The following is a 21834-nucleotide window of genomic DNA, read 5'->3' on the forward strand; positions in this document are numbered from 1 at the left end:
ATTCAAGCAAAGCCTGATGCTGGCGCTGCCTATACAATATCCGGCGTATGAATGGAAGAGCGGAGTTTTCGCCGCCTGCTCGCCCACGTTTGGCACTTGTTGGCCTCATGTATCGAACGTTGCAGCGCGTTGATCACGAGAATGTTGATTACACGAAAAAGCCAATTGGCTATCACCTGCGCGTCCCAAGGATATTTCCAGAAAGGAAATTGAGTGAAACTTTATTATTCCCCCGGCGCCTGCTCCATGGCGTCTCACGTCGTCCTCCATGAAATCGGCAAGCCGTTCGAGATCGAGAAGGTCAGCACCAAGACGAAAGTCATGGAAAGCGGCCGCGATTATTGGGCGATCAATCCCAAGGGCGCGGTGCCTGCTCTCGAGCTCGACGGCGGCGAAGTCCTGACCGAAGGTTCGGCAATCCTGCAATACATCGCCGACACCAACGGTGCGACGGATCTCGCGCCGCCGGCCGGCACGCTTGCTCGCGCCCGCGTTCAGGAAATGCTGAGCTTCATTGGGTCCGAATTGCACAAGTCATTCAGCCCGCTCTTTCACCCCGGCAAGACCGATGCGGAAAAGGACGCGGCGCGCGAGGTCTTGCAGAAGAAATTCGAATGGCTGGAATCACGGCTGGCTGACGGTCGTGCCTACCTCACCGGCTCCAACTTCACCGTTGCGGACGCCTATGCATTCGTCGTGACCAACTGGTCGAACGTGACGGGCGTTTCGCTTGAAGCGTGGCCGAAGCTGAAGGACTACGTCGCCCGCGTTGGCGCTCGTCCGTCGGTTCAGGCTGCTATGAAGGCCGAAGGCCTGATCTGATTGCAGAAAGGTGCGCGCGGATCACGCCGCGCGCATTGCAAATCAGCCGAAAACGCGCTTGGGGCGAAACTCGCCCTGGCCGATCTCGCCGATGGCGATCAGCTTGCCGCGGGCGGTCGCATAGGCTTCGCTTTCGGCGACGGGGGCATCGCGACCACGCACGAGGATGGGATTGCCCATCTTCAGGCGGTGAGCCTGATCGTCGTTGACGATCAGATGCGGAAGCGCGGAGAGCGCCTCGCTGGTGTCGATCAGGAGCACATCGAGGGCGGCCAGGCGCTCGTCATTGTCCTCGATCGCTTCGAGTGCGACGAGATCAGCGAGCGGGATCATGGTCTCTTCGGCAAACGGCGCGACGTAGCTGCGGCGCAGACCGGAGATGTGACCGTAGCAGCCGAGTTCGCGACCGAAATCGCGCGCGAGCGCGCGGACATAGGTGCCCTTGCCGCACTCGACTTCGAAATGCGCGGTGTTTTCGTCCTGGCATTCGAGCAGCGTCAGGCGGAAGATCTCGACTTCGCGCGACGGAATCTCGACCGTTTCACCTTCGCGGGCGAGATCGTAGGCGCGCTCGCCCGAGATCTTGATGGCGGAGAATTGTGGCGGGATCTGATTGATCACACCAGTGTAGCCTGGCAGGAGATCGCGGATCTGCTGCTCGGTCGGGCGCTTGTCTGAGCTCTGTGTCACCTCACCTTCGAGGTCGTCGGTGGCGCGCTCTTCGCCCCAGGTCACGGTGAATTCGTAGATCTTGCGGCCATCCATGACGTAGGGAACGGTCTTGGTCGCATCGCCGAGCGCAATCGGCAGCATACCGGAAGCGAGCGGATCAAGCGTACCGGCATGGCCGCACTTCTGGGCCTTGAAAAGCCACTTGATCTTGGAGACCGCTTCCGTCGAGCCGAAGTCGACAGGCTTATCAAGGATAAGCCAGCCCGAGATCGGGCGGCCTTTGGGCTTGCGTGGTTTGGACATAAGGCTCTTCTGTTACTTTTCGTCGGTATTGCCGTCCTCAAGGTCGCGCATGACCTCGGGCGAGCGCAGCAGCTCGTCGATCTTCTTGTAATTGTCGAAGCTCGTATCGTCGCGGAAACGGATTTCCGGCATGAATTTCATCTGCCGGAGATGCGGGCCGAGACGGCCGCGGATGAATTTGGCGTGGCGGTTGAGCGCCGTGAGGACCGTCTCGTGATCCGACACGCCGAGCGGCGTGATGAAGGCGGTCGCAACCTTGAGGTCGGTCGACATACGCACTTCGGACACGGATATGACGGTCTTTTCCAGGAGGTCGTCGCGCACTTCGCCGCGCTGCAGGACCTGGGTGATCGCGGCGCGCACCTGCTCGCCGACGCGCAGCATGCGCTGCGACTGTGCTGTCGAGGTTTTTGTTGCCATTGTTCTTTGCCTCAAAAGGTTCGGGCGCCGGCCTCATATGATCCGGCGCCCGTCCACAACTCTAGTCTCGCACGATCAGAGCGTACGGGTGATATGCTCGACGCGGAAGCATTCGATGACATCGCCGGCGCGGATGTCTTCGTAGTTCTCGAAGGCCATACCGCATTCCTGACCGACAGGAACTTCCGATACTTCGTCCTTGAAGCGCTTGAGCGTCTTGAGCTTGCCTTCGTGGATGACGACGTTGTCGCGGATGAGGCGGACGCCCGCACCACGTTCGACCTTGCCTTCGGTAACGCGGCAACCCGCAACCTTGCCGGTCTTGGTGATGTTGAACACCTCGAGGATCTCGGCATTGCCGAGGAAGGTTTCGCGGCGCTCCGGCGTGAGCAGACCCGACATCGCTGCCTTAACGTCATCCACTAGATCGTAGATGATGTTGTAGTAGCGGATCTCGATGCCTGCGCGTTCGGCGGCGACACGTGCCTGTGCGTTGGCACGGACGTTGAAGCCGATGATCGCGGCGTCGGAGGATTCGGCAAGCGCCAGATCAGACTCGGTGATGGCACCGGCGCCCGAATGGACGATACGTGCCCGCACTTCGTCGGTGCCGAGCTTGTCGAGAGCACCGATGATCGCTTCGATGGAACCCTGCACGTCGCCCTTGATGAGCAGCGGGAATTCCTTGAAGCCGGTGTTCTGCAGTTTGCTCATCATCTGTTCGAGCGAACCGCGCTGACCGGTCTGGCGGGCAACCGCCTTGTCGCGGGCCAGACGCTGGCGATATTCGGAAATCTCGCGCGCACGGCTCTCGTTTTCGACGACGGCGAACTTGTCGCCCGCAGCAGGCGTGCCGGACAGGCCGAGCACTTCGACCGGCATGGCCGGGCCCGCTTCCTTGACATGGTCGCCCTTGTCGGTGACGAGCGCGCGAACGCGGCCCCACTGATCGCCGGCAACGATGATCTGGCCGGGCTTCAGCGTACCCTTCTGGACGAGGACGGTCGCAACCGCGCCACGACCACGGTCGAGCTGGGCTTCGATGACGATACCTTCCGCGGTGCGGTTCGGGTCGGCCTTGAGGTCGAGGATTTCGGCCTGCAGCAGGACGGCTTCGAGCAGCTTGTCGAGGTTGGTCTTGTTCTTGGCCGAAACTTCGACGTCGAGCACTTCACCGCCGAGCGATTCAACGAACACTTCGTGCTGCAGAAGCTGCTGACGGACCTTGTCCGGGTTGGCTTCGTGCTTGTCGATCTTGTTGATCGCCACGATGATCGGAACACCGGCCGCCTTGGCGTGGCTGATGGATTCGATCGTCTGCGGCATGACGCTGTCGTCAGCCGCGACCACGAGGATCGCGATATCGGTTGCCTGCGCACCACGGGCACGCATGGCCGTGAAGGCGGCGTGGCCGGGGGTGTCGATGAAGGTGATCTTCTGACCGTTCTGTTCGACCTGATAGGCACCGATGTGCTGGGTGATGCCACCGGCTTCGCCCGAGACGACGTTTGCCTGACGGATGGCGTCGAGCAGCGAGGTCTTGCCGTGGTCGACGTGACCCATGATGGTCACGACCGGCGGACGCGACACCATTTCACCGGCATCGTCGGCCTTGTCGAAGATGCCTTCTTCAACGTCGGATTCCGAAACGCGCTTGACGGTGTGGCCGAATTCGCTGGCGATGAGTTCCGCGAGGTCGGCGTCAATGACGTCGCCCGGCTTCATCATCTGGCCTTCCTTCATCAGGTACTTGATGACGTCGACGGCGCGCTCAGACATGCGCTGCGACAGTTCCTGAATGGTGATGGTCTCAGGCAGGATGACTTCGCGAATAACCTTTTCGCGCGTTTCCTGCATCTGGCTGCGGCGGAACTTTTCCTGACGGCGGCGCATGGCGGCCATCGAGCGGCCGCGGGCGTTGCCGTCGTCGTCGGTGCTCGCAGCGGTGATCGTCAGCTTGCCCTGGCGGCGGCCATCGTCGCCCTTCGGACGCGTGGTAACGGGCTTTGCCGGTTCCGGACGCACGACGCGGCCACGGGCCGGAGCACCGCCACGCGGCGCGCCACGGTCGTCTTCGTCGTTTTCACGGCGGCGAACACCGGGGGCGCCAGGCGCGCCGCCAGGCGCGGGACGGGCCTGCGAAGGCGACGGAGCATTGTCGGTACGGCGGACGGACGGCGCAGCCGACTGAACGCGGGGTGTTTCCGACGGAGCCGGTGCGGCAGGTGCCGGCGGAGCAGCAGCTTCAGCAGCACGGGCGGCCTCTTCGGCTGCACGGCGCTTGGCTTCTTCGGCTTCAGCGGCCTGGCGGGCTACCTCTTCGGCTGCGCGGCGCTTTTCTTCCTCGGCGCGACGAACGGCGTCTTCGGCATCACGAACCTGGGCCATGGCCAAGGCGCGACGGCGAGCGTCCATTTCTTCCGGCGAAAGATGGTTCAGCACGACAGGACGCGGACGGTCCTGCTGGCGCTGCGGCTGCGAAGAAGGCTGCTGACGCGACGGCTGGCCACCCTGGTAGGGGCGCTGCTGCTGCGGCTGCTGCGGACGCGCCTGAACAGGTGCCTGCGCTGCTGCGGGGGCAGGTTCAGCGACGCGCACGGGCGCTGCCGGTGCTGCTACCGGTGTGATTGGACGTTCGTCCTCGGGGCGCATCGGGCGCCGCTTGCGGGTTTCGACAACGACCGCCTTGGTGCGGCCGCGGCCCATATCCTGGCGCACGGTGCCCTGGCTCACGCCCGACGGCTTCAGGGTCAGAGTCTTCTTGCCCGGTCCGTTCAGTGTCTTGTCGTCATTGCTATCGGTCATTCGTTCCCGTTCCTTCGGACAGGGAGCGATGACGTCATCAGGCCCTGTCAATCAAATATGTCGATCAATGATGTTGGGACCGGGCAAGCCGGTGACCGTATCATTGTTTTTGCCGGCCAGCGCCGCCCGCTGCCCGGGACTGACCGCCATTGCGGTACTGCTCAAGCATCTTTGCGCGCTTCACTACACCCTCACCCGCCTGCCCTGCAAGCACTGCAGCATGGATAAAAGCGTTCTGGCCCATCAGGCCTTCCATTTCGCCCTCCGAGAAGAGCTGGTAGGAAGGTATTTCCTCCTCGGTCTCCATTCCGAGGTGCCAGGCCTTGCGGGCCTGGTCGATCTTTCTCACGCCGTCGGCCGCGGCGTCCGTCGCGTGGAACACCGCGATGGCGGCGCCACTTCTAATCGCGGCATCCACTTTCGAGGAGCCGGTGATGAACTGTCCGGCCTTGCGAGCCATGTTCATCATCTGCATGACCTGCTGCAGCAGCAGCTTGTCGACGGCCTCGCCGAGGTCGGCCGCCACCTTTACATCCGCTTTCAAGGCACGGGCGAAGGACTTCTTCGCCACAGCCTTGTCGACCAAAGCACGGTCGATCTTCACCCAGCAGCCGCGACCCGGAAGCTGGCGCTTCAGATCGGGGACAACCGTTCCATCGGGAGCAGCGACGAAGCGGATCAGCTCATCCGGCGATCCGCTTTCGCGCGTCACGATGCACATGCGACCATTCACGTCATAACCTGCAAGATCGTCGTCCTCAGGAGAAACGGTAGGCTCACGCGTAGACATTAAACTTCCTGCTCGGCCTCGGGAGCTTCTTCAGCTTCCGCTTCCTTCGCAAGGTCCTCTTCGGTGATCCAGCCAGCCGCGAGGCGCGCCTGAACGACCATTTGTTCGGCTTCGACGCGGGAAACGTCGAACTTCGAGAAGAGGCCCTCGAACTTCTTGGTCTCGCCGTTCTTGCGCTCGCTCCAGCCGACGAGATCGTCCGCGGCGCAGCCTGCGAAGTCTTCCATCGTCTTGATACCGTCTTCGCCGAGCGCAACCATCATCTGGGCCGTCATGCCGTCGATGCCGCGCAGTTCGTCGGATACACCGAGCGCCTTGCGCTTCTCGTCCATCTCGGCTTCGAGTTTTTCGAGATATTCGCGAGCGCGGGTCTGAATTTCCTGTGCCGTATCCTCGTCGAAACCGTCGATCGAAGCGATTTCGTCGAGATCGACGTAAGCCAGTTCTTCAACAGCTGCGAAGCCTTCCGACGCCAGAACCTGACCAACCATTTCGTCAACGTCGAGCGAATCCATGAACAGGTTGGTGCGCTCGTTGAATTCCTTCTGGCGGCGTTCCGACTCTTCGGCTTCCGTCATGATGTCGATATCCCAGCCGGTCAGCTGCGATGCCAGGCGAACGTTCTGGCCGCGGCGGCCGATGGCCAGCGAAAGCTGCTCGTCCGGAACCACGACTTCGATGCGCTCTGCGTCTTCATCGAGAACGACCTTGGCGACTTCAGCCGGCTGCAGGGCGTTGACGACGAAGGTCGCCGGGTCCTGCGACCACGGAATGATGTCGATCTTTTCGCCCTGGAGCTCGCCGACGACGGCCTGAACGCGTGAACCACGCATACCGACGCAGGCGCCGACCGGATCGATCGAGCTATCGTTCGAGATCACGGCGATCTTGGCGCGCGAACCCGGATCGCGGGCAACCGACTTCACCTGAATGATGCCGTCGTAGATTTCAGGCACTTCCATGGTGAAGAGCTTGACCATGAACTGTGGATGCGTGCGCGACAGGAAGATCTGCGGGCCGCGCTGTTCACGACGAACGTCATATACGTATGCACGGACGCGATCGCCATAGCGGACGTTTTCGCGCGGAATCATTTCGTCGCGGCGGATGATGCCTTCGCCACGGCCGAGATCGACGATGACGTTGCCGTATTCGACGCGCTTGACGGTGCCGTTGACGATTTCGCCGACGCGATCCTTGAATTCGTCGAACTGGCGGTCACGCTCGGCTTCACGAACCTTCTGGACGATAACCTGCTTGGCGGACTGGGCGGCGATGCGGCCGAAATCCATCGGCGGCAGCGGATCGGCGATGAAATCGCCAAGGGCTGCGTCCGGGTTGCGGTCGCGGGCCAGCTCAAGCGGAATCTGCGTCGAATAATCTTCGGCCTTGTCGACAACTTCGAGCAGACGCTGAAGACGGATTTCGCCGGTCTTCGGGTTGATGTCGGCGCGGATGTTGGACTCGGTGCCGTAGCGGGAGCGCGCTGCCTTCTGGATCGCGTCTGCCATTGCGGCAAGCACGATCTCGCGGTCGATGACCTTTTCGCGGGCCACTGCATCTGCGATCTGCAGAAGTTCGAGCCGGTTCGCACTGACTGCCATTGTCTTTTCTCTCCGTCTAGGCGTCCCGGGTTCCCTTCCCTGGCGCCACAAGTTGATCGGTTATTCTTCGTCTTCCGCTTCGTTCTGGTTCGCGGCCTCTGCCTTCGCCAGCTTGTCGGCGCGCAGTGCATCACGGATCAGATCGTCGGTCAGAATGAGTTTCGCATCGGCAAGAGCCGTGAACGGAATGACAATATTCTGTTCTTCGCCCTCGGAAACCTGGTCGCGCTCGAGCGTAAAGCCATCGACGTCGCTGGAAACGATCTTGCCGCGGAAACGCTTGCGGCCGCCGACCATGATCGACGTTTCGCACTTCAAGAGATGGCCCTGCCAGCGCACGAAATCGGACTTGCGCACCATTGGGCGATCGATGCCGGGCGACGACACTTCCAGATGATACTCTTTATCGATCGGATCTTCCACATCGAGAACCGGAGAAACGGCCATCGAGACCTCCTCGCAGCCTTCGACGTCCATGGTTCCGTCGTTGCGCTCGGCCATGATCTGCATGGTGGCGCCGTTCTGGTTCAGCATGCGGACACGGATCAGGCGGTAACCGAGATCGATAAGCACGGGCTCGACGATCGCGGCAAGGCGCTGGTCAAGGCCAGTCTCGGTGATCAGCCGCGGCTCAAGTTCATTGTCTGCGTTCGTCGGATCCGACAAGCGATGCGCTCCTAGCAATGTCATGCATTTCGGATGATCGCGGTAATAAAAAAGAGCGGGTCCTTGCGGCCCACTCTTCATCAATGCGATCAAGATTTGAGAGCCATATAGGCCGGTTTCCATAAAATAGCAAGGTCCATCGCCAAGGGCCAGAGTATGGGAACGAGCATATGGCCAGTGCCGCCATTCCGCTTATAGTGACTCAGGCAGCGTAGAGCATCGTTCGGGAGGGACCGTGGCGTATACGTCTTCAACATTGGCGCCACTGCGGCATGCGACATACCGGACAATCTGGATCGCCAGTATCGCCTCCAATTTCGGTGGCCTCATTCAGGCCGTCGGCGCGGCGTGGATGATGACGGTGATCACCTCGTCAGGAGACATGGTCGCGCTAGTGCAGACCTCGACGGCGCTCCCGATCATGCTGTTCTCGCTTGTCTCGGGGGCGCTGGCCGACAGCTTCGACCGACGGCGGGTGATGCTGACGGCGCAGTTCTTCATGCTTGCGGTGTCGGCGCTTCTCAGCGTGTGTGCCTATTTCGGCTGGCTGTCGCCTTGGCTGCTGCTATTCTTCACCTTCCTGATCGGCTGCGGTACCGCGCTGAACAACCCGTCCTGGCAGGCCTCCGTCGGCGACATGGTGCCTCGTGCGGATCTGCCGGATGCGGTGACGCTCAACAGCGTCGGCTTCAACATCACTCGCAGCGTCGGTCCCGCGCTCGGGGGTGTGATCGTGGCTGCGGCTGGGGCTGCGGCCGCCTTTGCGGTGAACACGCTCAGCTATTTCGCGCTGATCTTTGCGCTGATCCGCTGGAAGCCGGCGTTTCCCGTTGCAACACTGCCGCGCGAGTCGCTCGGAAGCGCCATCTTTGCCGGCCTTCGCTATATCTCCATGTCTCCGAACTTGCAGAAGGTCATGCTGCGCGGCCTGATCTTCGGCATCAGCGCCAGCTCCGTTCTCGCATTGCTGCCGATCGTGGCACTGGAACTCGTCGTGGGCGGACCCCTGACCTACGGCTTGATGCTTGGCTCGTTCGGGATCGGCGCAATCGGCGGCGCCGTGCTGAACGCGCGCCTGCGGGAGCGATTTTCGAGCGAAACCATCGTGCGCCTTTCATTTGCCGGTTTCGCGCTGAGCGCCACAATTGCCGCAATGAGCCCGATCGCCGCCCTGACTTGCGCCGGGCTCGTCATCTCCGGCGCCTGCTGGGTCCTTGCCCTATCGCTCTTCAATACGATCGTGCAGCTTTCGACACCGCGCTGGGTCGTCGGCAGGGCATTGTCGCTCTACCAGACCGTTACCTTCGGCGGCATTGCCGGCGGAAGCTGGCTCTGGGGCCTGGCCGCCGACCGCTATGGGGTGGCCAACGCGCTGCTGATTTCCGCCGTCGTCATGCTCTTCGGCATTGTCGTCGGTCTGCGCTTTTCCATGCCTGCTTTCGAATCCCTCAATCTCGATCCGCTGAACCGTTTCACCGAACCGGCACTCAGCCTCGACATCACGCCACGGAGCGGCCCGATCGTCATTCAGGTCGATTATGAAATCGGTGACGACGACCTGCCCGAATTTCTCATGTTGATGGGGGAACGGCGTCGCATCCGCATCCGCGACGGCGCCAGGAACTGGGCATTGATGCGCGATCTGGAAAAGCCCGGTTGCTGGACCGAGACCTATCACACGCCGACATGGGTCGAATACATCAGACACAACCAGCGGCGCACGCAGTCCGATGCCGAAAACACCGATCGGCTTCGAGCCCTCCACCAGGGCGACACGACGCCTGCCGTCCATCGCCTGATCGAGCGGTTGGCCATTCCGCCAAACGACGATGTCTTCTACAAGGCACCGATCGACCTGCACCACTGAGGCACGCATGTACACCTTCCGGGCAGCCCACCGTTCCGACCTCTTAGCCATCATCGACCTGCTTGCCGACGACGATCTCGGGAAAACGCGCGAAATCGTCTCCGATCCACCTGACGCGCGCTACCTCGCCGCGTTTGCCGCCATCGAGGCAGATGCCAACCAGCTGCTTTGTGTCGCGGTGGATCAAGCCGACAGCGTTGCCGGCGTTCTGCAGCTGAGTTTCATTCCGGGCCTTTCGCGGACGGGCATGTGGCGAGGCCAGATCGAAAGCGTGCGCATCGCCAGACATGCTCGCGGTTCAGGGCTCAGGTCCCGGTTCATCGAATGGGCGGTGGAACGATGCGTCGAACGCGGCTGCGGCCTCGTGCAGCTGACCTCGGACAAGAGCCGGCCGGGTTCGATCCGCTTCTACGAGAAGCTTGGCTTCGTGGCGAGCCACGAAGGCCTGAAGCGTCCTCTCTGAAGCTACTTGAGCTTGCCGATCATCGAGGCTTCGGGATAGCAGGTCGGTTTCATGCCGGCCTTTTCCTGCCACTGGCCAATGGAGCGGCGGGTCTTGTAGCCCGGCAATCCGTCCGTGCCACCGACATCATATCCCTTTTTCTCCAGCGCCTTCTGCATGCTGGCGACGTCCGAGCGCAGCATCTTGCCGACGTCACCCCATGGCCCCTGGAACGCGCCGGAACCATAGGCGATCCGGTCCGCGAGGTTGCCGATGTAGAGCGCATAGAGATCGGAATTGTTGTATTCCTTGATCACGTAGAAGTTCGGCGTGACGATGAATTCCGGGCCGTCGCGACCAGCCGGCACCAGCATCATGCCCTTTGCCTTCTTCTCATCCGACGGAAAAGCCTTGCCAGTGACGCGATCGATTCCCAGCGAAGCCCAATGGGAAATCGGCTTACCAAGATCCGGCCCTTCCTGCGCACAGGAGACCTGCTCGGGAATGGTTACCTCGTAACCCCAGCCACGGTCGCGTTGCCAGCCCTTCTGGACCAGAAAATTGGCGATGGACGCCAGCGTATCCGGCACGGACGTCCAGATGTTGGGGTGACCGTCGCCGTCGAAATCGACCGCATATTTCAGGTAGCTGGTTGGCATGAATTGCGGCTGGCCAAGCGCGCCGGCAGACGAGCCCTTGAATTCGGCCGGGGTGGAGTCGCCGCGATCGATGATGTGCAGGGCCGCAAGCAGCTCGGTGCGGAACATCTCCTTTCTGGTCGACATGAATGCCTTGGTGGCCAGCACCTCGATCGCCGAGTTGGGGAGCTTCGCAGCGCCGAAGCCGGTTTCGCGACCCCAAACGGCCAGCACGATCGAGCCGGGCACGCCATAGGTCTTCTCGATCTTCTTCAAGGTCGAGGCGTATTGCGAGGCAAAGCCACGACCCGTGGTGGCCAGGCGCTTCAGTCGGTCATCGTTGAAATAAGGCGCCGGCGAAGAAAATTCGGCCTGCGTCTGCTTTTGCTCCTTCGGCGGCGGGAAGCCGGGAGGTGCAAGATCTGTCAGGTTCCAGTTCAGCTCGACGCCCGCAAACGCGGCACGAAACGCCCTTTCGGAGATGCCGTTCTTCTGTGCCTCCGGCCATAGATCGGCCCGGATCCATTTTTCGAACTGCGCTTCGACATCGGCTTTCGAGGCGGACAAGGCAGGAAAAAATGAGAGTGCCAGAAATGCCGCGCTCAGACCAAAAAGACGGCCGAACATACGCTTGCTCATGCTTCCCCCTAGATGACGGTTCGGGCTCTCAGCGCGGCCGTCAGCGTGCCTTCGTCGAGATAATCAAGTTCGCCGCCGACCGGCACGCCATGCGCCAATCGCGTGATCTTCACGTCGAGGCCGGACAGCTGGTCAGTTATATAGTGTGCTGTCGTTTGCCCCTCGACAGTGGCGTTGACGGCGATGATCAGCTCGCGGATGCCGCCGGCGCTCACGCGCTCGATCAGACCTCGAATGTTGAGATCATCCGGCCCGACGCCATCGAGCGGCGACAGCGTGCCGCCCAGAACGTGATAGGCAGCGTTGAGCGCGGCGGCGCGTTCCAGCGCCCATAGATCGGAGACGTCCTCGACGACAATGATGAGGGATTGATCGCGCCGCTCGTCCGTGCAGACCGTGCACGGATCAACGGTATCGACGTTGCCGCAACGGGAACAGATCTTGACCTTGTCGTAGGCCTCGCCCATCGCGTTCGACAGGGGTCCGAGCAACTGGTCCTTCTTCTTGATCAGATGCAGGGCGGCGCGGCGCGCGGAGCGCGGGCCAAGGCCCGGCACCTTCGCCAGGAGCTGGATGAGTTTTTCGATTTCGGGGCCGGTGACTCGCTTTGCCATGAGCGGTTCTTAGCCCATATGTTGCGAAAACGGAAACACGCAAGGACCACGGACCGCATGAAAATCCTCGCCGTGTGCATTGGCAATGCCGAAAGGCTGCCCGGCAAAAGCTACAAGACCGGCATCAACAAACACCCGCTTCGCGGCGGTGTGCTGGTCGATGCCGAAGGGCTGGTCGGGGATGCGATCTGCAATCGCAAGCACCACGGCGGCGTCGATCAGGCCGTCTACCTGGAGGGCTCGCTCACGCTGGATTGGTGGTCGAAGCAATTGGGGCATCCACTAGAACCCGGCACCTTCGGCGAAAATCTGGTGGTCAGCGGGCTGGACAACAGAGAGGTGGCAGTCGGTGACCGATTTGTCGCCAGCGATATCGAGCTCGAGGTGACCGCGGCCCGCATTCCCTGCGCGACCTTCGCTGCCCGGATGGGCGATCCCCAGTTCGTCAAGCGCTATACCGAAGTAGCGCGACCCGGCGTCTATTGCCGGGTCATTCGAAGCGGCACGGTCACCGCGGGTGAGAGCATCGAGCTTCGCTCGTTCAGCGGCGCGAGAGTGATGCTACCGGAAATGATGGCAACCTTCGGCAGGCGGCTTTCGGTCGACGATCGAACCCGATACCTCGCGGCACCGATCCACTACAAGCTGCGCAGGGCTCTCGAGGAAGAAGCCTGACCGAGGCTTGCCTCGAAAGCCGCCAGAGCGGCACGTCCCTGCGGCCAATCGGCGAGACCGCTGCTGCCGTTGAGGTGACCATAGGCACCGACGTCGAGGAATGCGCTTCCCCATTGGCTGGCACAGGTACGCGCATATGCGAGTGAACCATAGTCATCATTGCTGCTCGCGACGACGAGAGACGCGAACGGCAACGCTGCCGTGGGCGGATTGGCGAAACTCACCGCCTCGCCCGGGAAAACAGAAGATGTCGGATCGGGAGGCGCAACCAGCACAGCGCCGGCAGCGGCACGCCGAGATTGTTCAGCCCAGTGTGCAACCAGCAGGCAGGAAAGGCTATGGGCGACGAGCAACGGCGGCTCGGCCGATTTGCCCGCCTCGCGATCGAGCGCTTCGATCCAATCATCAAGCACCGGATGATCCCAGCTCGGCGGTGAAAATCGGCGCATTCTGGTCTCGGCTTTCTCCCAGTGCGATTGCCAATGCGCCTCGCCCGAACCGCCGATCCCGGGCAGCACGATCACATCCCTCATAGCATCTCCTTTCCTGTTGCCAGCGCTGCAAACTGCATGAGACAGTCGCCGACAGACATGGGAAAGCATCGGAAAAAATCATCCGAAGCCGATAGATTAAAGGTGATGCTTGATGAATGATTTCGGCGAACGCCAACTCGACCCCACCGATGTGATGATCATCGAGATCCTCCAGCGCGATGGTCGCATCTCCGTTTCGGAGCTCGGCAGGCAGGTCGGCCTCTCCCAACCGGCAACGTCGGAGAGACTGAAACGGCTGGAAGAACGCGGGATCGTGGAAGGGTACGGCGCGCGGATCAGCGCTGCAGCGCTTGGCCTCGGGATGATGGCGGTCATCCGCTTGCGGACGACCCATGAGCATATCCGGGCGTGCCTGAAGCAGTTCTCGGAAATGCCGCAGGTTATCGAGGTGCTGCGTCTGACCGGCGAGGACTGCTTCATTCTGAAGGTGCTGGTGCCAACACCTTCAGAGCTTGAAATCATCGTGGACAGCATTGCCCGCTATGGCGCGGTGACCACGTCACTGGTGTTGCGCAGCGAGCCCGTGAAAGCTATCGGACGCGACCTGCTGCGGCTCGCACGGGCGCGCTGACGCATTTCAGCGGACCGCTCAGCCCGGCGGGCGGACGCACACCATACGCCGTCAGAGGAAATCGAGGTACGAGGCGCGGACCGGCAAGCGCCAGTCTTCATCGCATGGCAATCGCCGCCGCCGCGCCGGCCATCGTCCCTGCGCTGGCGCGGTTGGCAATCTGAACGGCGCGCGGGCTCTTCAGGAACTTACGGGCCTTGGCAGCAAGAAACGTCCAGCTGAGATCGACGACTGCAAGCACGAGGAAGAGCGTGGCTACCAGCTCGACCCATCCCAGGATCGACACGGAACGGATGTCGATGATCGACGGCAGCAGCGCGACGTAGAACATCATGATCTTCGGATTGCCTAGCGCAATCGCCAGACCCGTGAGAAAAAGCCGGCCAGGAGATTTGGCCTCCGGCAGCGTCTCTGCCTCAGCGTCGGGCTTCGCGAACCACATTTTCCAGGCGAGATAGAGAAGATAGAGCACGCCGAGCCATTTGATGACGAGGAAGGCGTGGTAGAAGGTCGTGGCGATCGCGGAGAGGCCAGCCACGGCAAAGGTCAGCCAGATCGCGTCGCCGCTCCACAGGCCAAAAATGAACGGGAGGACGTCGCGCGGCCCCTTGGACAGGACCCGAGCGACCAGCGCGGCCACACTCGGCCCCGGCGTCGCGGCGGCAATGAACAGCGCGCCGGCGAAGACCAGCAATGTCGTCAGACTCATATCGCCTCCCCTGCGCTGAAGCCCTGCGCGATCTCAGAACGGCATCTTGAAGCCGGGCGGAATCGGCAGGCCGGCTGTGAGCGCCTTGGTCTTTTCGGCCGCGACGGCTTCAGCTTTGTCCTTGGCGTCCTTGTGAGCCGCGACGATCAGGTCCTCGAGGATTTCGACATCGTCTTCCTTGAACAGCGACGGATCGATTTTCAGGCTTTTCATTTCGCCCTTGCCACTCAGAACAACGGTCACCAGACCGCCGCCGGACTTGCCTTCGGCCGTGAGCTCGGCGATTTCCGCCTGCATCTGCTCCATCTTGGCCTGCATTTCCTTGACTTTGCCCATCATGCCCATGATGTCGCGCATCGTCTTGCTCCTTCTTGGTCTCTCAGAATTCTATGTCGTCGCCGGGCAGGATATCGCCCTCTTCGGATTCGGCGGCAGCGGGTGCCTTGACCTCCTCCTCTTCAGGCTCCGGCGCCCTGACGCGAACGTCGATGATCTTGGCGCCGGGGAACTGCGCGAGGATCGCGGCAACATCGGGGTCCTGCCGGGCATCGCTGACCTGCTGCTCCTTGGCGCGGGCTTCCGCCTCGACCATGGTCGGCTGGCCGGCTTCGCGGCTGAGGCTGACGATCCAGTGGATACCAGTCCATTCCTTGAGCTTGACCGCCAACTCATTGAGCAGCGTGCCAGGCGCGCCTTCCGTCAGGTTGACGTCGAGGATACCGGGCTGGACGCGCACGGGCCGCACGAAGTTGCGCACCAGCGCCTTGATCTTCACGTCGCGTTTCTCGCCGGCGAGATCGACGATGTCGCTGACGGAATTGACCGACACCAGCGGCTTCGGCGCCTCGGCCGGCTTCGCTTCGATACGGCCGACAGGCATCGACTGCGGATCGAGGTTGGGGACCGCGCGAAGCATGGCGGTCGGGCCCGGTGCCTGCGGTCGCGGCGGCGCGGCTTCCGTGGCGCGGGCCATCACATTGCCCTGGTAATTGACCGTGGCGCCGCCACCATTTCCTGATGGTGCGGGAGAGCGACCACCGCCACCATTGTTTTCGGAGAACTCGGCGAGACGACGCGCGGCATCTTCCGGCGCCGGCAGGTGCGCGGCATGGGCCAGACGGATCAGCACCATTTCAGCAGCACCGGCAGGTCTCGACGATGCCTCGGCCTCGGGAATGCCCTTCAAAAGCATCTGCCAGATACGCGACAACGTCGTGACGGCGATGCCTTTTGCGAATTCCGCCGCCTTGGTGCGTTCGATTTCGCTGAGCGACGGATCGTTGGCCGCATCCGGGACATACTTCAGGCGGGTCACCAAGTGCGTGAAATCAGCCAGATCGGTCAGGACCGCGACAGGGTTCGCGCCTGCTTCATACTGACTTCCAAACTCGCCAAGCGCGGCAGCGACATCGCCTCTGACGACATGTTGGAAAAGATCGACGATGCGGGCGCGGTCGGCAAGGCCGAGCATTCCGCGCACGGCTTCCGTCAACACGGCACCACCGCCATGGGCGATGGCCTGGTCGAGCAGCGAGAGGCCGTCACGGGCGGAGCCTTCGGCAGCGCGGGCGATCATCGCAAGTGCATCGGGCTGTGCGTCGATCCCTTCCTTCGAAGCAATCGTCGTGAACAGGCCGACGAGATCAGACGCGCTAATGCGGCGCAGATCGAAGCGCTGGCAACGCGACAGAACCGTGATCGGAACTTTACGGATTTCGGTGGTGGCGAAGATGAACTTCACATGTTCCGGCGGCTCTTCAAGCGTCTTCAGCAGGCCGTTGAAGGCCTGCGTCGAGAGCATGTGCACTTCGTCGATGATGTAGACCTTGTAGCGCGCCGACACCGGCCGGTAGCGCACCTGCTCGATGATCTCGCGGATGTCGTCGATACCGGTGTGAGAGGCGGCGTCCATCTCGATGACATCGACATGGCGGCCTTCCATGATCGCCTGGCAGTGTTCGCCGGGGATGCGGAGGTCGATCGTCGGCTTGTCGATCTCTGGGGTCTTGTAGTTCAGCGCACGCGCCAGAATGCGGGCCGTCGTCGTCTTGCCGACCCCGCGGACGCCGGTCAGCATGTAGGCCTGGGCAATGCGGCCGGTCTCGAAGGCGTTGGTCAGGGTCTGGACCATCGGCTCCTGGCCGACCATCAGATCCGTGAAATCCTTGGGGCGGTATTTGCGTGCCAGCACCCGGTATCCGGTGCCTGTCGAGGCGGCATCTTGTGATTGTCGCTCGGTGTCGCTCATCGCCCTGCTTAGCGCCCGGACTGCTCGGGCAAAGAATGGAGAGAAGGGTGGGAGGCTGGCACGATGACCCGTGCCGGGCTCGTTAGGGCTGCTTCCTTCCGGACCTGACCCGGTTGGCGAGTGGCTCGTCCACCACCAACCTCCCGGATGCACATATCGGCAATATCGTCATCAAAAGCAAGCCAAGCTCAAAAAAAACTGCTAGCCTTTGGAAAACTCTGGAGGAATACCTGTTGGACGTCTTCACGCTCGACCATCGGCTTCAAAACGACAGCGTCAGTGTCATGCGGACGGGGCTCTGTGACATCCGCCTGTCCAAGGATTCCCGCTGGCCGTGGCTGATTCTGGTGCCTCGGCGGGCCGATGTCACCGAGGTCTTCGAGCTGACGCCTCTCGACCAGGTGATGCTGACCTTCGAGACGGAGCTTGCGGCAACGGCATTGAAGAAGATCACCGGCGCGACGAAAATCAATATCGGGGCCCTTGGCAACATCGTTCGGCAGCTTCATGTTCATGTCATTGCCCGCTTCGAAGGCGATGCCAACTGGCCGGGTCCCGTCTGGGGATTCGGCAAGGCGGAAGCCTACGAAGACGCAAAGAGAGATGAATTCATAGAGACGTTGCGGGAAGCCCTTTCATCATGAGCCGTTCGCTTTTCGATTCGGATGTCCCACATCCGGAACCCAGCAATCTGACCGCCTTTGCCGCCAATGACCTGATCCGCGACTCCGAGCACCGTGACGAGACGTCCGTGGACGCCGCGCTTGCCAAGGAAGGCACGCATATCTTTGCCTTCACCGGAGACAAGCTGGTTCTGAAGCACGACGGACAGGTGCTTGATCCGCTGTTTGCGCGCTACGAACTGAAGGACCTGAAACCCAACTGGGACGAGACCGTTCTGCTCGGCTACCGTAAGACCGGAGAGCCGCGCCTTGCCGTTCCCGTTGGTGTCTCCGAAGAAGAGCTAGCCAGCCAGTACAAGCCGGCCGACGGCCGCTCGCTGTTTCGAGAAATGCTGATCGACGAGGTCCTGCTGGGCGAATTCGCCCAGGGGGCAAGCCTCATCCGATGGAACCGGGACAACAAGTACTGCGGTCGCTGTGGCTCGATGATGGAGATCCACATCGGCGGCTACAAGCGTATTTGCACCGCCTGCGAACACACGATCTTTCCGCGTACCGATCCCGTCGTGATCATGCTGGCGGTGGACGAGGAGCGTGATCTCTGCCTGCTCGGCCGCAGCCCGCATTTTGCGCCGGGGATGTATTCCTGTCTCGCCGGCTTCGTCGAGCCGGGAGAGACGATCGAGAACGCGGTTCGCCGGGAGACGCTTGAGGAATCGGGCATCCACACGGCACGGATCCGCTATCACGCCTCGCAGCCCTGGCCGATGCCGCATACGCTGATGATCGGCTGCTATGCGGAAGCCAAGTCGACCGAGATCAAGCGCGACGAGCAGGAGTTGGAAGACTGCCGCTGGTTCACGCGCGAGGAAACGCTCGAGATGCTCGAACGCCCGGGCAGCACAGGCAAGGCACCGCCACCGAAGGGCGCCATTGCCCACCGCCTGATGCGTGACTGGGTGGAGTGGAAAAACCGATAGGCTCGTGCCATGGCGCGCTCCGAACGCCTGCTGACCCTGCTGCAAACGTTGCGCCGCTACCGGCGGCCGGTCAGTGGTGCCGTTCTGGCGGAAGAGACCGGCGTCAGCATCCGCACGCTCTATCGCGACATCGCCAGCCTGCAGGCGCAGGGTGCGCTGATCGAGGGCGAACCCGGGCTCGGCTACATCCTGAAGCCGGGCTTCATGCTGCCGCCGATGATGTTCTCGCAAGACGAGATCGAAGCACTGGTTCTGGGGTCCCGCTGGGTGGCGCGTGCAGCCGATCCGCGCCTGGCGGCAGCCGGCGCCGATGCCCTGGCAAAAATCGCCGACGTGCTGCCGCGCGAGATCCGTGACGAGATCGAAACTTCGCCGCTTCTGATCCATATGCGCCCACCCATCGCCAGCAAGGCCGATCTCAGCATCATTCGAAAAGCGATCCGCAACGAGCGGGTTCTGAAGCTGACCTATACGGACGAGGGCGGCACCGTCTCGATCCGCAATGTCTGGCCGTTTGCGATCAGCTACCTCGAGCAGGTCCGCATGGTGGTGGCATGGTGCGAGCTACGGCAAGACTATCGCCACTTCCGCACAGACCGTATCGTTGAAATGACGACGCAGGACGTGCGGTATCCGCGACGCCGCGCGGTGCTTCTGCAGGAGTGGCGTGACCGGGAACACATTCCGCCAGAACGCCAAACACTACTGCCATAAACTGACAGCATGTAGCGCTAATATCAGTCTCATCCAAACAGGAGGAACTGATATGACGAGCCTGAACCACACAGAAGCAAAGTGCGGCAACCGACTCGCCGAAGACGCTTCCAGCGAGGTCGGATATCCGCAATCCCTGATGCTGCGGATGATGATGAACGCCTCGCGCCGGATGGCCAGAAACCACCATCCGCACCTCGATCCGCGGACGATATCCGAGAACATGAGGCGCGAATTCGGCTTCACGGATTGGCGTCTCTGCGACGCCGAACGATAGCTCAATAGCATCGCTCCCGACACCGATCCGGGCCGCATTCGACTGCGGCCGCAGCGGCCTCCGCGACATTGCGACCAATTAACACTGAGAGGGAAAAATGATGAACAGTCCGAACCTGATTATTCTTTACGTCAAGGATCCCGCCGAAAGCGCGACGTTCTATCGGGGCCTGCTTGGCCGCGAACCGGTGGCGGCCGCGCCGAATTTCGTCGCCTTCGCGCTCGACGGGGGCTTCACCCTCGGCCTCTGGCGGCTGAGCAAGGTCGCGCCTCAACCCTCGGCCACCGGCAGCCGGGCCGAGATCGCCTTCATGGTTCCCGGAGAAAACGGTGTCTCGCGCCTCTACGAAGATTGGCGCAGCCGCCACCTGCCGATCGCGCAGGACCTGACCGACCTGGATTTCGGGCCGACCTTCGTCGTTCTCGATCCGGACGGGCATCGGCTACGGGTTTGTGAGCCGGACAAGTAACAAAAAGGGCGCCACTGGCGCCCCATCTTATTTCTGCAGCTGGCCACGCATCGGGTGGCCCTTGTAGACGCCGAGGATGCGGACTTTTTCGGAGAAGAACCGCAGTTCTTCCAGGGCTCGCCGGACATTGGCGTCGTTTGGATGACCTTCGATATCGGCATAAAACTGGGTTGCGACGAACCGTCCGCCCAGCTGATAGCTTTCAAGCTTCGTCATGTTGATGCCGTTGGTGGCAAAGCCGCCGAGCGCCTTGTAAAGCGCCGCCGGGATGTTCCGGACATTGAAGACGAAAGTCGTTACCAGCTTCTCCTCGTCCGAGGACCGATGCGACCATTCTTCATCGCGCGAGAGGATGACGAAGCGAGTAACGTTGTCTTCCGTGTCTTCGACATTTTCGGCAACGATATCGAGGCCATAGAGATCCGCGGCAAGACGCGGGGCAAGGGCGGCCATCGAGCGATCGCCGGTTTCCTGCACCAGCTTTGCGGCACCGGCCGTGTCGCCCGCTACAACAGCCTTCCAGCCGTTGGCGCGCACGATCTTGCGGCACTGGCCGAGAGCATGAATATGGCTGTGAACCGTACGAATCTCGTCCTTGGTGACGCCGGGCAGCACCATCAGCTGGAAGCGGATCGGCATGAAGTACTCGCCGATGATGTGCAGGCGCGATTCCGGAAGCAAATGATGAATGTCGGCGACGCGGCCGGCGATCGTGTTTTCGATCGGGATCATCGCGAGATCGGCCTCGCCGTTATCGACGGCGACAAAGGCATCCTCAAACGTCTGGCAGGGCAGCGGCTCCATCGTCGGGAACATGTCGCGGCACGCCATGTCCGAATTCGCGCCGAAGTCGCCCTGGAAGGCGATCCTGTTGGTCTTGATGTTCATAGGAAACTCGTCAGTTCGATTTTGCGGAGAGTATGCGCCGCGCCTTTTCAAGGTCGGCGGGAGTATCGACACCGAGCGGAACCGTGTCAACGATCTCGGCATCGATGCGCATGCCGGCTTCCAGGGCCCGCAGCTGCTCGAGCGACTCACGCTTTTCCAGAACCGAGGGGCCGAGCGAGACGAAGCGCTCTAGGGCGCTGCGCCGATAGGCATAAAGGCCGATGTGGTGGTAGAGCGGGCCCTCGCCATAGGGTGCGGTCGCACGGGTAAAATAGAGCGCATGCAGGCGGTTTTCTGAAAGTGGAGAACCGACGATCTTGACAATATGCGGCGCCTTCTTGTCTGCCTCGTTGTCGATCTCGATGGTCAACGTGGCGATATCGACGCGCTCGTCTTCCAGCGGACGCAACGATGCACGTACGGTTTCCGGCTCGATGGTCGGCAGATCGCCCTGAACATTGACGATGTACTGCGCCTTGCCCTCAGGGTCGATCTTCATCAGCGCTTCGTAGATGCGATCCGACCCGGACTGGTGATCCTTGCTGGTCATGACGACCTCGAAGCCGGCTTGGGACACAACGTCGAAAACCTGCTGATCATCAACCGCGACAACGACGCGACCGATATTGGCTTCCTTGGCTCTCAAGCCCACCTGCACGATCATCGGCAGGCCACAGATATCGGCAAGCGGTTTGCCCGGAAGGCGGGTCGACGCCAAGCGCGCGGGGATGAGCACGAGGACGTTATCTAAATTTGGACTGGTCATTGTTCAGGCCTTCAAATCCGGGCGGAAAAGTGTCAAAAAGTCTCACGCAGTAGACCATTTAGACTGTTGCAACAGATA

The 21834-nt window shown here is 61.6% G+C and carries 24 protein-coding genes and 1 other RNA gene; 10 read left to right on the plus strand and 15 right to left on the minus strand.

Going from position 1 to position 21834, the window contains the following annotated elements:
• The first annotated feature begins 213 nt into the window (after window positions 1-213).
• Entirely contained in the window at window positions 214-822 is a 609-nt protein-coding gene (gstA, locus tag QTL94_RS04455) for a glutathione transferase GstA (protein WP_289800724.1), read from the plus strand.
• Window positions 823-864: 42 nt separating this feature from the next.
• Here the strand turns inward: gstA and truB are convergent, their stop codons facing one another.
• From truB to rimP, 6 genes are all read right to left on the minus strand, one after another.
• Window positions 865-1797 carry a tRNA pseudouridine(55) synthase TruB gene (truB, locus tag QTL94_RS04460; RefSeq protein WP_289800725.1) on the minus strand — a complete coding sequence of 311 codons (933 nt, stop codon included), beginning with the start codon at window positions 1795-1797 and terminating at the stop codon, window positions 865-867.
• A 12-nt stretch (window positions 1798-1809) separates the two neighbouring features.
• The gene (gene rbfA / locus QTL94_RS04465) at window positions 1810-2217 is read right to left on the minus strand and encodes a 30S ribosome-binding factor RbfA (protein WP_289800726.1); all 408 of its coding nucleotides are present in this window, start codon (window positions 2215-2217) and stop codon (window positions 1810-1812) included.
• Between the two features lie 75 nt (window positions 2218-2292).
• Entirely contained in the window at window positions 2293-5022 is a 2730-nt protein-coding gene (gene infB, locus QTL94_RS04470) for a translation initiation factor IF-2 (protein WP_289800727.1), read from the minus strand.
• Between the two features lie 100 nt (window positions 5023-5122).
• Complete coding sequence (locus QTL94_RS04475; RefSeq protein WP_113520617.1) at window positions 5123-5812, minus strand: RNA-binding protein; 690 nt, start codon at window positions 5810-5812, stop codon at window positions 5123-5125.
• Entirely contained in the window at window positions 5812-7416 is a 1605-nt protein-coding gene (gene nusA / locus QTL94_RS04480) for a transcription termination factor NusA (protein ID WP_065691497.1), read from the minus strand. Before nusA ends, QTL94_RS04475 begins: the two co-directional genes overlap by 1 nt.
• Window positions 7417-7476: 60 nt before the next feature.
• Window positions 7477-8082 (minus strand): ribosome maturation factor RimP, encoded by a 606-nt coding sequence (gene rimP, locus QTL94_RS04485; RefSeq protein ID WP_113520618.1) that lies wholly within the window; start codon window positions 8080-8082, stop codon window positions 7477-7479.
• A 235-nt stretch (window positions 8083-8317) separates the two neighbouring features.
• Between rimP and QTL94_RS04490 the strand changes: the two genes are divergently transcribed.
• Both QTL94_RS04490 and QTL94_RS04495 read left to right on the plus strand, forming a co-directional pair.
• Window positions 8318-9949: an MFS transporter gene (locus QTL94_RS04490; RefSeq protein ID WP_289800728.1), complete on the plus strand. Its 1632-nt coding sequence runs from the start codon at window positions 8318-8320 to the stop codon at window positions 9947-9949.
• 7 nt (window positions 9950-9956) lie between these two features.
• Window positions 9957-10412, plus strand: a complete 456-nt coding sequence (locus tag QTL94_RS04495; RefSeq protein WP_289800729.1) for a GNAT family N-acetyltransferase — start codon at window positions 9957-9959, stop codon at window positions 10410-10412.
• A 2-nt stretch (window positions 10413-10414) separates the two neighbouring features.
• On the opposite strand, the gene QTL94_RS04500 is transcribed toward QTL94_RS04495, so the two are convergent.
• Entirely contained in the window at window positions 10415-11668 is a 1254-nt protein-coding gene (locus QTL94_RS04500; RefSeq protein WP_289800730.1) for a lytic murein transglycosylase, read from the minus strand.
• Window positions 11669-11676: 8 nt separating this feature from the next.
• On the minus strand, window positions 11677-12282 hold the full coding sequence (gene recR, locus QTL94_RS04505) for a recombination mediator RecR (RefSeq protein WP_289800731.1): 606 nt from the start codon (window positions 12280-12282) through the stop codon (window positions 11677-11679).
• Window positions 12283-12339: 57 nt separating this feature from the next.
• Between recR and QTL94_RS04510 the strand changes: the two genes are divergently transcribed.
• Window positions 12340-12957: an MOSC domain-containing protein gene (locus tag QTL94_RS04510; protein ID WP_289800732.1), complete on the plus strand. Its 618-nt coding sequence runs from the start codon at window positions 12340-12342 to the stop codon at window positions 12955-12957.
• Here the strand turns inward: QTL94_RS04510 and QTL94_RS04515 are convergent.
• On the minus strand, window positions 12921-13490 hold the full coding sequence (locus tag QTL94_RS04515) for an RBBP9/YdeN family alpha/beta hydrolase (protein WP_289800733.1): 570 nt from the start codon (window positions 13488-13490) through the stop codon (window positions 12921-12923). The two genes, QTL94_RS04510 and QTL94_RS04515, sit on opposite strands and share 37 nt — an antisense overlap.
• Window positions 13491-13602: 112 nt before the next feature.
• Between QTL94_RS04515 and QTL94_RS04520 the strand changes: the two genes are divergently transcribed.
• Window positions 13603-14082, plus strand: coding sequence for an Lrp/AsnC family transcriptional regulator (locus QTL94_RS04520; RefSeq protein ID WP_289800734.1), 480 nt, complete (start codon window positions 13603-13605; stop codon window positions 14080-14082).
• A gap of 97 nt (window positions 14083-14179) precedes the next feature.
• Here QTL94_RS04520 and QTL94_RS04525 read toward each other — a convergent pair whose 3' ends face one another.
• From QTL94_RS04525 to ffs, 4 genes are all read right to left on the minus strand, one after another.
• Window positions 14180-14791 carry a LysE family translocator gene (locus QTL94_RS04525; protein ID WP_289800735.1) on the minus strand — a complete coding sequence of 204 codons (612 nt, stop codon included), beginning with the start codon at window positions 14789-14791 and terminating at the stop codon, window positions 14180-14182.
• Between the two features lie 33 nt (window positions 14792-14824).
• Window positions 14825-15148 carry a YbaB/EbfC family nucleoid-associated protein gene (locus tag QTL94_RS04530; RefSeq protein ID WP_065691506.1) on the minus strand — a complete coding sequence of 108 codons (324 nt, stop codon included), beginning with the start codon at window positions 15146-15148 and terminating at the stop codon, window positions 14825-14827.
• Window positions 15149-15170: 22 nt separating this feature from the next.
• Window positions 15171-17039: a DNA polymerase III subunit gamma/tau gene (locus QTL94_RS04535; protein ID WP_289800736.1), complete on the minus strand. Its 1869-nt coding sequence runs from the start codon at window positions 17037-17039 to the stop codon at window positions 15171-15173.
• 47 nt (window positions 17040-17086) lie between these two features.
• An RNA gene (gene ffs, locus QTL94_RS04540) (signal recognition particle sRNA small type) lies at window positions 17087-17183 on the minus strand.
• 89 nt (window positions 17184-17272) lie between these two features.
• Between ffs and QTL94_RS04545 the strand changes: the two genes are divergently transcribed.
• The 5 genes from QTL94_RS04545 (at window position 17273) to QTL94_RS04565 (ending at window position 20102) form a co-directional block, all read left to right on the plus strand.
• A complete protein-coding gene (locus QTL94_RS04545) occupies window positions 17273-17683 on the plus strand; it encodes an HIT domain-containing protein (protein WP_289800737.1) in 411 nt (136 codons plus the stop codon).
• Window positions 17680-18642, plus strand: coding sequence for an NAD(+) diphosphatase (gene nudC / locus QTL94_RS04550; protein ID WP_065691508.1), 963 nt, complete (start codon window positions 17680-17682; stop codon window positions 18640-18642). Before QTL94_RS04545 ends, nudC begins: the two co-directional genes overlap by 4 nt.
• A 9-nt stretch (window positions 18643-18651) precedes the next feature.
• Window positions 18652-19356, plus strand: a complete 705-nt coding sequence (locus QTL94_RS04555) for a helix-turn-helix transcriptional regulator (RefSeq protein ID WP_289800738.1) — start codon at window positions 18652-18654, stop codon at window positions 19354-19356.
• A 52-nt stretch (window positions 19357-19408) separates the two neighbouring features.
• Window positions 19409-19633: a hypothetical protein gene (locus tag QTL94_RS04560; protein ID WP_289800739.1), complete on the plus strand. Its 225-nt coding sequence runs from the start codon at window positions 19409-19411 to the stop codon at window positions 19631-19633.
• Between the two features lie 100 nt (window positions 19634-19733).
• Window positions 19734-20102, plus strand: a complete 369-nt coding sequence (locus QTL94_RS04565; RefSeq protein ID WP_065691511.1) for a VOC family protein — start codon at window positions 19734-19736, stop codon at window positions 20100-20102.
• A 27-nt stretch (window positions 20103-20129) separates the two neighbouring features.
• Here QTL94_RS04565 and QTL94_RS04570 read toward each other — a convergent pair whose 3' ends face one another.
• A complete protein-coding gene (locus QTL94_RS04570) occupies window positions 20130-20990 on the minus strand; it encodes a prephenate dehydratase (RefSeq protein WP_113520630.1) in 861 nt (286 codons plus the stop codon).
• A gap of 10 nt (window positions 20991-21000) precedes the next feature.
• Window positions 21001-21756, minus strand: coding sequence for a 3-deoxy-manno-octulosonate cytidylyltransferase (locus QTL94_RS04575; RefSeq protein WP_289800740.1), 756 nt, complete (start codon window positions 21754-21756; stop codon window positions 21001-21003).
• Window positions 21757-21834: the final 78 nt, after the last annotated feature.

Source organism: Rhizobium sp. S96 (genome assembly GCF_030382195.1).
In the GTDB taxonomy this organism is placed as follows: Bacteria; Pseudomonadota; Alphaproteobacteria; order Rhizobiales; family Rhizobiaceae; genus Rhizobium.